The organism is Streptomyces sp. NBC_01352 (assembly GCF_036237295.1).
Lineage (GTDB): Bacteria > Actinomycetota > Actinomycetes > Streptomycetales > Streptomycetaceae > Streptomyces > Streptomyces plumbiresistens.
On the sequence record NZ_CP108354.1, the window covers coordinates 1,487,266 to 1,498,214 of the forward strand.

Here is a 10,949-nt window from a genome sequence, read left to right on the forward strand (position 1 = left end):
AGGGAGACAGCCGTGTCCGACGCCAAGAACCCCGAGAAGAACTCCGAGAAGAACGACAGGAACAGCGGCCGGACCGATGGACCCGAAACCGCGCTCGAAGAGGTCCTGCGCGAGACCGAGGACGCCGAGACGCGTACCCGGGACTCCGCCGAGCAGCGCCGGCACCGGGGGGAGGCCTCGGAGGCCATCACCCCGAACACCCGCGCCCAGGAGGAGTCCGAGGGCGACTGACTAGCCCGGCGGCGCGCTCACGGGGCGTGCCGCCAGGGCGCTCGCCACGCCGAAGAGGTTGGCCGCCATGGCCCTGCCCGTCCGGTGCGACCAGTCCCGGCCCCGCTCGTCGTCGAGGTGGTCGGGACCGGGCCCGGGCCCGAGGTGCCAGTAGGTCCACGCCTGGCCGGGGATCGTGCAGCCGAGGTCGGCGAGCGCGCCCGAGATCTCGCTGATGACGTGGTGCGCGCCGTCCTCGTTGCCGGTGACGACCACGCCCGCGACCCGGTTGTAGGCGACGGGCCTGCCCTCGTCGTCGGTCTCGGACATCAGCGCGTCCATCCGCTCCAGGACCCTCCCCCAGAGGGGGTGCCCCCAGGCGACGGAGGACGGCCGGCCGAGCCGGGTCGGCGAGGCCGTCACGAGGATCTCGGCGTCCAGCAGTTTGTCGTGGACCCCCGGCCAGACGTCGCCCTCGCGTACGGGCTCGCTGGTCACGCCGGGTTCGATGTTCAGGTCCACGGCCCGCAGGACCTCGACCTCCACACCGTCCTTCTCGAGCCGTTCGGCGACGACGCCCGCCAGCGCCCCGGTGTTGGAGGGTTCCGGCGCCCTCTTGAGGGTGCAGTTGATCACGAGCGCCTTCATGTCGGCCCGGAGTACCCCTGCGCGCCGACTCCAGTCAGGGAGTGGCAGGCCGCACGGCCTGGGTACCCGGGGCACATGCCACACGAGAGTCAGGAACCACGCCTGCCCTCCGCCCGGGGGCCCGTCTCGGCAGCCGTGACGGAGTACCTCCGCGGTGCCGGGCCGCTGCCGCGCCCCGAGGAGGTCGCGAGCGCGACCGCGTACGGCGACGACCTCCAGCTGGCCCTGTATCTCTGCTACGAGCTGCACTACCGCGGTTTCGAGGGCGTCGCCCCGGACCACGAGTGGGACCCGGACCTGCTGCGCACCCGCGCCGCGCTGGAGCAGCGCTTCCTGTCCGCCCTCCGCGCGGACACCGCCGTGCACGAGAGAGCGGCGGACGCGCTGGCCGAGATCCTGGTCGAACCGGTCGACGGGACGGGCGTCACCCACTACCTGCACAAGGAGGGCGAGCTGTGGCAGGTGCGCGAGTACGCCGCGCAGCGCTCGCTGTACCACCTCAAGGAGGCCGATCCGCACGCCTGGGTGCTGCCGCGGCTGTGGGGCCGGGCCAAGGCGGGGATGGCGGCGGTGGAGTTCGACGAGTACGGCGGCGGCCGCCCCGACCGCGTGCACGCGCGGCTGTTCGCCGACCTGATGACGGACCTGGGCCTCGACACGACGTACGGCCGCTACCTCGACGCGGCGTCCGCGGAGGTGCTGGCCACGGTGAACCTCATGTCCCTGTTCGGCCTGCACCGATCCCTCCGGGGTGCGCTGGTGGGCCACTTCGCGGCGGTGGAGATCACCTCGTCGCCGGGCTCGCGGCGGCTGGCCGAGGCGATGCGGCGTACCGGCGCCGGGCCGGCCGCCGAGTTCTTCTACGACGAACACGTCGAGGCCGACGCGGTGCACGAGCAGGTCGTACGCCATGAGGTCATCGGCGGGCTGCTGGCCGAGGAGCCACAACTGGAGGCCGATGTCGCCTTCGGTATCGACGCCACCGGACACGTCGAGGACCGCCTGGCCGCCCGTCTGCTCACCGACTGGCGGGCCGGACGGTCGTCGCTGCGCACGCCCCTCGCTTCCGAAATGCCCCATAGCTCCTGATTGCCGGGGTACCCGGTCGAGGTGAATCCACTGGTACTGCCGCTGGTCCTGCCGGGCGTCTATGCCCCTCAGGAGGACACCGCCCTGCTCGCCGAAGCCCTGTCGGAAGAGCCGCTGCCACCGGACGCGGACGTGCTCGACGTGGGCACCGGGTCCGGTGCGCTGGCGCTCGAGGCCGCGCGCCGCGGCACCCGGGTGACCGCGGTGGACGTGTCCTGGCGGGCGGTGTGCACGGCACGGCTGAACGCCTGGCTGGCGGGAGTGCCGGTGCGCATCCTGCGCGGGAACCTCTTCGGTCCCGTGCGGGACCGGTCGTTCGATCTCATTCTGACCAACCCGCCGTACGTGCCGGCGCCTCTGGGCGCGCGGCTGCCGCACGGGCCGGCCCGGGCCTGGGACGCGGGCCGTGACGGTCGGTTCGTGCTGGACCGGATCTGCCGGGAGGCGCCGCCGCTGTTGCGCCCCGGGGGTGTCCTGCTGATCGTGCACTCCGCGCTGAGCGACCCCGGCCGGACGCTGGAGCATCTGCGCTCGGCCGGGTTGAAGGCGTCCGTGACCCGGCGGCAGCGGATCGACTTCGGTCCGGTGCTGCGGGGACGGGAGGGCTGGCTGCGGGAGCGGGGGCTGCTGTCGCCCGCCGAAAAGAAGGAAGAGCTGGTGGTCGTCCGTGCCGAACTCCCCGTCTGACAAGCCCCGCCGGATCACCGTGCAGCGCCGCGGCCCCCTGCTGGTGGAGGGCCCGGTGGAAGTGGAACTGGAGGACGGCACCACGGTCGTCTCCGACCGCTTCCTCGTGGCCCTGTGCACCTGCCGCCGCAGTCGGCGGTATCCCTGGTGCGACACCAGCCACCGCGACCGGGGCTAGACAACGCGCGATCGTCAATCGAACCGGCGGAAATTCACCTGGTCGAGTGAACCAGGGCGTACGGGACCCGTAGCGGGGATGGTTCGTGCCGCGGCCGGGTAGCTACCGAGATCGAATGCGCCCCTGCCGAGGTGGAGCGGACATGCCGGACGCGGACGACCGCGCCTTCGAAGCCCCTGCGGCGAACCCCCATGCCCACACCCGGGCGAGCGGACACTTCACGGTGGTCGAGGTCGCGGGCGAGATAGACCTGGCGTCGGCCGGCTTCCTGGTGGAGCACCTGGACGCGGCGACCGCGGGCCCCGAACCGGACGTGCTGGTGGACCTGAGGCGCGTCGACTTCTTCGACTGCTCCGGACTGCGCGTGCTGTGCCGGGCCGAGACCCGGGCCCGGCAGCGCGGCGGCCGGCTCCGCCTCGTCAGCGACCGGCCGCGCATCCACCAACTCCTGCGGGCATCCGGCCTGTTGGGCCGCTTCCCTCCACTGCCGGACGTTCCCGCGGAGAAGGAGGCCGTGGAGAAGGGGCCGGTGGCGAAGGAAGACGAATGACCGGAGGAATCGGCGGGCGGCCCCACTCCGCCCGCCGACCCCCGGTGCGGGATCACAGGTCCCCGTGACAGGGGTACGCACTCCCCTACTGCGGGCCCCCCGGGACGTTCACGGGGACCATGCGATCCCGGTCCCTCAGAACGTGAAGACGCTGTCCCCGTGGAAGCTCTTCACGCACTCGTTGGCGAAGGTGCGCTCGTAGGAGACGCGCTGGCCGCGCCAGACACCGTCGACGGTGACGACCACCGGGTCGTACTCCTTGGTGCACAGGACGTCGCCTCTGACCGTCAGGGCGTCGAAGTCCCCGTCGGCGGCGCGCAGTTCCGCGCAGGCGGCGGAGGCGGCGGGGTGGGTGCCGGAGGCGGTCGGGGCGCAGGTGAGGGTGACCGCGCGTTCCGGGGTGACGGTGGCGGCGCTGTCGCCGTGGCCCAGGGTGAGCACCAGGGCCGAGGGGGCGTAGAGCGCGGACGGGGTGGTGGAGGGTTCGGCGAGGGCGGCGCCTGTCAGGGGTCCGCAGACTGCGGTGGCCGTGAGGCCCAGGGTCGCTGCCCAGCGCGCGGTGTTCCGCATTGTGTGCATCCTTCCGCTTCGATTCGACGAGATGTCGCTGCGCCGCGATCCGGCTCGGTCGGTGCCGGTGCGGCGAGCGCGAGTCTGCCGAGTCCGGCACCGGAACTCACATCGACCCCATGGGTTTCAGTAACCTTGCGTATTGAATCAGTGGCGTGAAGTAACGGAATTCGAACGTTTCAACTCGGGAATCGCACGGTTCTTGATCGCCCTTTCCGGCCGGATGGCCTGATCCCCTCCGCCATTTAATAGTCCTGAAACATTCCGCTTCAGCCCTCAGCGCACTTCCGGTCCGCCCCTTGTGCTGACGTCCCAGCGGAGTAATGGTGATTACATGATTACGACAGAGCAGCAGGAGAAGCTGCGCGGCTGGTTCGCCGGCCGCGTGCCGGACGACCTCTTCGAGGCGCTGGTCGAGGTGACAGCCGACCGCGAGGAGATCACCGTGATCGGCCGCATCCTCGAACCCCGGCTCGCCGAGGACGTCTCGGCCGCCGAGCGGGAAGCCGCCGTGCAGGGCAGGGTCCAGGAGTTCCGGGAGCGCACCCGGGAGACGCGCATGGAGGTGGCACAGGAGGCCCAGCACAAGTTCCGCCGGAAGGTGTCCTGGGGCGTGGAGTGCGGCGGGGAGCGGGTCCTGTTCACCCATGTGGCGGCGCCCGTGATGACCCGGCTGCGCCAGCCCGAGCGCCAGGTCCTCGACACCCTGGTGGCCGCCGGTGTCGCCCGCAGCCGCAGCGACGCCCTCGCCTGGTGCGTCCGCCTGGTGCAGCGCCACACCGACGACTGGCTCGCCGAACTGCGGGACTCCCTCGAGCACGTCCAACGGGTGCGGGCCCAGGGACCCGACGCCGAGCCCGAGGAGCCCGCGGCGGACGGTGAGTGACCGGGAGGCGGATGATTCGTCCAGTCACGCCCCGAGGGATGGATGAACCGTCCTCTGGTGCGGATCTTTCGCACGGCCTTACGGTCGGCAGATCCCCAAGAGGACGGCATCCGTTCGCATCCCCCACCCCGGCGACAGCGAGCGGCCGTCCTCGCCCCCGCGCCACCACGCGCTCCACCGCCGTCCCCTCGCTGGAGCCCCCTTGTCCCCGCAGCCCGACTCCTCCCCCGCGCCGTCCCTGACAAAGGTCGAGACGCACGGCGTCGACCGCATCCCCGACGCGGACCGCAGCGCGAGCCCGCTCGATCTGTTCCGGCTCGCCTTCGGCGGCGCCAACACCTTCTCCACCTGTGTGCTGGGCGCCTTCCCGATCCTGTTCGGCCTGTCCTTCTGGCAGGGGCTCGCGGCCACCCTCCTCGGCGTCGTGGTGGGTGCGCTGATCCTGTGCCCGATGGCGGTGTTCGGTCCGGTCAACGGCACCAACAACGCCGTCTCGTCGTCCGCGCACCTCGGCGTGCACGGCCGGGTGGTCGGCTCCTTCCTCTCCCTGCTCACGGCGATCGCGTTCTTCTCCATCTCGGTGTGGAGCTCCGGCGACGCCCTGGTGGGCGGCGCGCACCGGCTCTTCGGCCTGGAGCGCGACGACGTGACGTACGGCGTCGCGTACGCGCTGTTCGCCGGTCTGGTCCTCGCGGTGTGCGTGTACGGCTTCCGGTTCATGCTGTTCGTCAACAAGGTCGCGGTGGCCTCGGCGACCGTGCTGTTCCTGCTCGGCGCGATCGCCTTCGCCGGTGACTTCGACCCGTCCTACGCGGGCGTGTTCACCGACTCGGCCAACGCGGCGACCGACGCCCTGTTCTGGCCGTCCTTCATCGGCGCGGCCCTGATCGTGCTGTCCAACCCGGTGTCCTTCGGGGCGTTCCTCGGCGACTGGTCGCGCTACATCCCGGCGAGCACCCCGCGCCGGCGGGTGGTCGGCGCCGCGTTCCTGTCGCAGATCGCGACGCTGCTGCCGTTCGTCTTCGGCCTGGCGACCGCGAGCATCATCGCCAAGAAGGCACCGGAGTACGTCGATCCGGCCGCCCCCGACTTCGTGGGCGGGCTGCTGGCCGTCTCGCCGGGCTGGTTCTTCCTGCCGGTGTGTCTGCTGGCGCTGATCGGCGGCATGTCGACGGGCACGACCTCGCTGTACGGCACCGGGCTGGACTTCTCCTCGGTGTTCCCCCGGCTGTCCCGGGTGCAGGCGACGGTACTGGTCGGCGTGTTGTCCATCGCGTTCATCTTCGTCGGGCGCTTCGGGCTGAACCTCGTACAGTCGATCTCGACCTTCGCCACGATGATCATCACCTGCACCACTCCGTGGATGGTCGTGATGATCCTGGGCTTCTACGTCCGTCGCGGCTGGTACGACCCGGAGGCGCTCCAGGTCTTCAACCGCCGTCAGCGCGGCGGACGTTACTGGTTCGCGCACGGCTGGAACTGGCGGGGCATGACCGCCTGGTGGGTGTCGGCGCTCGTCGGCGTGCTCTTCACCAACATCCCGGGCCAGTTCGTCGGCCCGCTCGGCGACCTGGCGAACGGCGTCGACATCAGCCTGCCGCTGTCCCTGGTCGTGTCCGCGGTGCTGTACCTGGCGATGCTGCGGCTGTTCCCCGAACCGCGGGCCGTCTACGGCCCCGAGGGCGCCCGGCTGGCCCGGACCGTCGACACCCCTGTGCCGCCGGTCACCGGTCCCGGTGCGCCGGCCGGGGAGACGGCTCTGCCGGACCCCTCCGCCGCGTCGCGGGCTTGACCGGCTTCGTACCGGTGGCGGTACCCCCCGGGCTCGGGGTGGGCGTGGAACGAGACGGCGGCGGACGTCGCCGGCGAGGTCGAGCGCCTCGATCGGCGCGAGGTCGACCTGCCCGGGGCGGCCGTCGTGGACCGCCGCCTCGGCGAACTCCCCGCCCCCTACGTCCGCGCCTGCCCGGCGGCGCCGAGCCGACGCCGGCGGCCTGTACGAGTCGGCCGCCGGCTCCTGACGCCTCGTCCGCCCCCGCCGGGCGGACCCGCGCCTACTCGCCGGTATCGTCGGGGCGACGCTGCTCGACGAGGAGAGGCGGGGCGGTACTGATGGGCAAGCACTGGGCGGACTTCCAGTACGAGATCTATCTGAACGGGATGTCGGGCGCCGTACCGCGCCTGCCCACGGATCTGACCCGGCTGGAGGAGCTGACCGAGCAGCGGCTCGGCCCCGGGCCGGTCGGCTATGTGGCGGGGAGCGCGGGCGACGGCAGTACGGCCCGCGCCAACCGGGCCGCTCTGGAGCGCCGCCGGATCGTGCCGCGCATGCTGCGGGACGTCCACGAACGGGACCTGTCCGTCGAGGTGTTGGGCCGTTCCCTGCCCGCGCCGCTGGCCCTGGCACCGGTCGGCGTGCTGTCGATCATGCACCCGGACGCCGAGCCGGCCGCCGCCCGGGCCGCCGCCGAGCAGGGCGTGCCGTACATCCTGTCCTCGGCGTCCAGCACGCCGATGGAGCAGGTCGCCGAGGCGATGGGGGACGCCGAGCGCTGGTTCCAGCTGTACTGGCCCAAGGACCCCGAGGTGGCCCGGAGTTTCCTGAACCGGGCGAAGGCGGCCGGGTTCAGCGCGCTGGTCGTCACGCTCGACACACCGCTGCTGTCCTGGCGGCCCCGCGACCTCGACCAGGCGTATCTGCCGTTCCTGCACGGCGTGGGCACCGCCAACTACTTCTCCGACCCGGCCTTCCGGGCGGGCCTGGCCAAGCCGGTGCACGAGGATCCGAACGCGGCGGTGATGCACTTCGTCGGCATGTTCGCGGATCCCGCCAAGACCTGGCCGGACCTGGCGTTCCTGCGGGAGAACTGGGACGGACCGATCGTCCTCAAGGGCGTTCTGCACCCGGACGACGCCCGGCTCGCCGCCGATGCCGGGATGGACGGGGTGGTGGTGTCCAACCACGGCGGCCGTCAGGTGGCCGGGTCGGTCGCGGCGGCCGACGCGCTGCCGCGGGTCGCGGCAGCGGTCGGCGACCGCCTGACCGTCCTGTTCGACAGCGGCGTCCGCACGGGCGACGACGTCTTCAAGGCCCTCGCCCTGGGCGCCCGGGCTGTACTCCTCGGACGGCCGTACGTCTACGGCCTCGGACTCGACGGCCAGCCGGGCGTCGAGCACGTGATCCGCTGTCTGCTCGCGGAGTTGGACCTCACCCTGGCCCTGTCCGGACACGCCACCCCGGCGACCGTCGGCCCCGCCGACCTGGTGGAGGGGCCGGCGTAAGGCCGGACGGACTCCGGCACTAGATACGGTCCGACAGCCCCACCACCCGCGCGCCGGGCGGCTTGGTCCCGGTGTCCGACAGCGAGCCGGGGGTGGCCGTCGACGCCGGGTCGGTCAGCCAGCGTTGCCCGGGGGAGCCGTCGCGGACCTTGACGACGATGTCGGCACCCGCGTCGTCGGTGGTGGAGGTGAGGGCGAGCTGTTCGTCCCAACGGGGCAGCAACTCGCCCTGCACGGTGAGGTCGTACCGCACGTCGTCGGCCCGCTTCGTCTTCTCCCCGGCGCAGGTACCGAGGATGACCACGCCGGCGTCGGCGTGCGAGTCGAGACACAGGTCGGGCTCCGCCACGCTGCGCAGCAGCCCGTCGCTCTCGTACGTCCACTGCTGTGTCGGGGCGGACGAGCAGGCCGCCAGCTCGGTACCGGCCCCGGGCTTCGGTTCGCCCGTGATGTCGAGGCACAGGTCGGCGGCGACATTGCGCAGTCTGGTGCGTCCCGGCACGGTGGGGAGCTGGGCGGTGCCGGAGGACGCCGTCGGCGGGGTCGGGGTGTCGGCGCCCGGGGCCGCGCCGACGCCGCCGCTCGCGCTGGTGGAGGCTGCCGGGTCGACGCCGTCCTCGTCCGACCACAGGCCGGCGACGAGCGCGGTCGCGAGCAGCCCCGCGGAGGCCAGGCCCACGCCCGTCAGGAGCGTCCTGGAGGAGCGCAGACCGACGCCCGGGAGCCGGCGGCCGGGCGCCGGGATCCCCGGCAGCAGTCGACGGCGCCCGCCGCCGTGCCGGGAGGAACCGCGCGGGCGGGGCGGCTGCTGCGTGCGGGCCGGACGGGTCTCCAGATAGCGTCGGCCGCCCCAGCCGAGCACCGCCTCGGCGAGCAGCATCCCCAAACCGCCCTCGAAATGGCTCAGTTGTTCGGCGGCGTTTCGGCAGTGGCGGCACTCCCCCAGGTGTTGCCGGACATCCGGCAACAGGGCCCCGCCGCGGCGAATGGGAACGTCGAGGAGACGGTTGTAGAAGCGGCAATCCTTGGTCGGCGCGAGTTCCCGATGGGCATGTACACATCCTTCGCGGAGTTTTTCACGCGCTTGTTCGAGAGCCGCCGACGCGGTGTCGGTATCCATGCCGAGGAGGGCGGCGGGGACGGCAATACCCTCCGCCTCGACCTCGACGTGCCACAGCAAACACCGGGCGAGTCCGGGGAGCGTATGGAATGAACGCTCCGCCAACTTGCGATTTTCCGGCGTCAGTGACTTGGCCGCGCGCATACCGCGGCCTCCGGAGGGTTTCCCCAATTCCGGCAATACCGCCGATATGTACTCCTCGGCCGACCACTGTCTGACGGTGTCCCGCACTGTCACGAGTAACCGCGGGCGCAACGCCACGGCCGGCTCGCCGAGGGTGAGCCGGTCGAAGACCTGGTGGAAGGCGGCGGCGGTGACCATCGAGGCGGTGTCCTCGGGCGAGGCCAGGCAGATCGCCGCGTACTCGTGGACCGGCTGCCAGTGCCGCGCCATGAGCAGCGCGACGGACTTGCCGACCTCGACGTCCGGGCGGCCTCTGAGCGCGGCGCCGAGGCTCTCGTCGGATTCTTCGGGGACCCCGCCTGCCGGAGGATAGGGAGGGCGAGGGGGGTGGGGGGTGGGCACTGAGCGGATTCCTTCCCACGCGCATGGGGACACAGAAGTTCTGGTCGCCGGAAAGAAGCCCGGACCGGCTCTCGCCTTTCGGGCGCGAGCGTGAGGAGCGTGAATTCTCCGGCTTCCGTCCGTCCCGGTTCCCCACGGGACGAATGCGAGCCGGCCCTTACCCCCCACACCGGTTCTTCACCCTTGCACAGTCACTCATGACCAACAAGACACTTGGGAAACATCCACACCATTGAAAGAAAGTCAGATACCGCGCCGGGACAGCGGGCAACTCACCGAGCCCGTACCGGTTTTCGCCCTCGCATGCGCCCCGTGTGATTCACGCGCACATACCGGAGCCGTGCGCACGCTCCCGGCACACCCGGCCGCGCAGTGCACTGGAACCGGCCTTTTCCTCGGAGGCCCCCGCGCAGGGTGGGGGTCCCCCCGGGCTCGAGCGAAGCCGAGAGCTTGGGGGAGGCTCTTCTGCGCGCAGTCGGCCGCCGGCCCCGTTCCTCCCGCCCTCGGCCGGCGGCCCCGAGGGCGGACGGCGGATCGACGCCCGGGAGCCTCAGATCTGCCAGGACCGCAGCCGGTCCGCCGCGCCGTACACGTCCGTCTTTCCGGAGATCAGGTCGCGGGCGAGGTCGACGAGGGCGCCGTAGGGCGGGTCGATGCCGACGCCGCTGACGAACATGTACGCCACCGCCGTCGCGCAGGCGAAGCGGGCGTTGGCCGACGGCAGCGGCTTGAGCAGGGCGAGGGTGTGCAGCAGGGCGGCGGCCCGCCAGGCCGGGTCGGAGTCCACGCCGAGGCGGGGCGGGTCGACGCGGTGCCGGGCGACGGCGGCGACTAAGGCGGAGAAGTCGTTGATCGTGGGCTGGTCGGGCAGGACCTCTTCGTGCCGCTGGAGCAGCCAGGGCACGTCGATGTGGACGACGGGAGCCATGGGTCAGGCGACCCGCCCCTCGCCCTTGACGGCCGGTTCGTCGTCCGGGAAGGCCTCCGCGAACTCGTCGGCGTGGGCCGCGAAGAACCGGCGGAAGGCCTCCGCGCCCTCCTGCAGGGCTCGGTGCCGGGCGATGTCGGCGGCGGCCGCCTCTCGCACGAGGGCCTTCATGGACGTTCCCCGCTCCTTGGCGATCTGCCGCAGGTCCTCTAGCTCGCGGTCGCTGAACTCCACGTTGAGAGCTGGCATGCCTTCACGGTACCGCGCGGGTACTTA

13 protein-coding genes are annotated in these 10,949 nt (G+C 71.9%); 8 read left to right on the forward strand and 5 right to left on the reverse strand.

Going from position 1 to position 10,949, the window contains the following annotated elements; translation table 11 throughout:
- Positions 1-12: 12 nt before the first annotated feature.
- Positions 13-231 carry a hypothetical protein gene (locus tag OG252_RS07125; RefSeq protein WP_329334542.1) on the forward strand — a complete coding sequence of 73 codons (219 nt, stop codon included), beginning with the start codon at positions 13-15 and terminating at the stop codon, positions 229-231.
- On the opposite strand, the gene OG252_RS07130 is transcribed toward OG252_RS07125, so the two are convergent.
- Positions 232-858, reverse strand: coding sequence for a flavodoxin family protein (locus OG252_RS07130; protein ID WP_329334544.1), 627 nt, complete (start codon positions 856-858; stop codon positions 232-234). It abuts the gene before it with no gap.
- 75 nt (positions 859-933) lie between these two features.
- Between OG252_RS07130 and OG252_RS07135 the strand changes: the two genes are divergently transcribed.
- The 4 genes from OG252_RS07135 (at position 934) to OG252_RS07150 (ending at position 3,362) form a co-directional block, all read left to right on the forward strand.
- Positions 934-1,947: an iron-containing redox enzyme family protein gene (locus OG252_RS07135; protein WP_266451183.1), complete on the forward strand. Its 1,014-nt coding sequence runs from the start codon at positions 934-936 to the stop codon at positions 1,945-1,947.
- A 21-nt stretch (positions 1,948-1,968) separates the two neighbouring features.
- On the forward strand, positions 1,969-2,634 hold the full coding sequence (locus tag OG252_RS07140) for a HemK2/MTQ2 family protein methyltransferase (RefSeq protein ID WP_329334546.1): 666 nt from the start codon (positions 1,969-1,971) through the stop codon (positions 2,632-2,634).
- A complete protein-coding gene (locus tag OG252_RS07145) occupies positions 2,615-2,812 on the forward strand; it encodes a CDGSH iron-sulfur domain-containing protein (protein WP_266451181.1) in 198 nt (65 codons plus the stop codon). Before OG252_RS07140 ends, OG252_RS07145 begins: the two co-directional genes overlap by 20 nt.
- Positions 2,813-2,954: 142 nt before the next feature.
- Positions 2,955-3,362: an STAS domain-containing protein gene (locus OG252_RS07150; RefSeq protein ID WP_329334549.1), complete on the forward strand. Its 408-nt coding sequence runs from the start codon at positions 2,955-2,957 to the stop codon at positions 3,360-3,362.
- A 135-nt stretch (positions 3,363-3,497) separates the two neighbouring features.
- Here the strand turns inward: OG252_RS07150 and OG252_RS07155 are convergent, their stop codons facing one another.
- Complete coding sequence (locus OG252_RS07155) at positions 3,498-3,932, reverse strand: protease inhibitor (RefSeq protein WP_329334551.1); 435 nt, start codon at positions 3,930-3,932, stop codon at positions 3,498-3,500.
- 334 nt (positions 3,933-4,266) lie between these two features.
- On the opposite strand from OG252_RS07155, the gene OG252_RS07160 reads away from it, so the two are divergent.
- The 3 genes from OG252_RS07160 to OG252_RS07170 all read left to right on the forward strand — a co-directional run bounded on the left by OG252_RS07160 (position 4,267) and on the right by OG252_RS07170 (position 8,100).
- On the forward strand, positions 4,267-4,818 hold the full coding sequence (locus OG252_RS07160) for a hypothetical protein (protein WP_329334552.1): 552 nt from the start codon (positions 4,267-4,269) through the stop codon (positions 4,816-4,818).
- A 202-nt stretch (positions 4,819-5,020) separates the two neighbouring features.
- Positions 5,021-6,610, forward strand: a complete 1,590-nt coding sequence (locus tag OG252_RS07165; RefSeq protein ID WP_329334554.1) for a purine-cytosine permease family protein — start codon at positions 5,021-5,023, stop codon at positions 6,608-6,610.
- A 320-nt stretch (positions 6,611-6,930) separates the two neighbouring features.
- Positions 6,931-8,100, forward strand: a complete 1,170-nt coding sequence (locus tag OG252_RS07170; protein ID WP_329334556.1) for a lactate 2-monooxygenase — start codon at positions 6,931-6,933, stop codon at positions 8,098-8,100.
- Positions 8,101-8,119: 19 nt separating this feature from the next.
- Here OG252_RS07170 and OG252_RS07175 read toward each other — a convergent pair whose 3' ends face one another.
- From OG252_RS07175 to OG252_RS07185, 3 genes are all read right to left on the reverse strand, one after another.
- Positions 8,120-9,745, reverse strand: a complete 1,626-nt coding sequence (locus tag OG252_RS07175; protein WP_329334558.1) for an RICIN domain-containing protein — start codon at positions 9,743-9,745, stop codon at positions 8,120-8,122.
- A gap of 550 nt (positions 9,746-10,295) precedes the next feature.
- On the reverse strand, positions 10,296-10,673 hold the full coding sequence (locus OG252_RS07180) for a toxin Doc (RefSeq protein WP_095755268.1): 378 nt from the start codon (positions 10,671-10,673) through the stop codon (positions 10,296-10,298).
- Between the two features lie 3 nt (positions 10,674-10,676).
- Positions 10,677-10,922 carry a hypothetical protein gene (locus OG252_RS07185; RefSeq protein ID WP_266451174.1) on the reverse strand — a complete coding sequence of 82 codons (246 nt, stop codon included), beginning with the start codon at positions 10,920-10,922 and terminating at the stop codon, positions 10,677-10,679.
- Between the last annotated feature and the right edge of the window lie 27 nt (positions 10,923-10,949).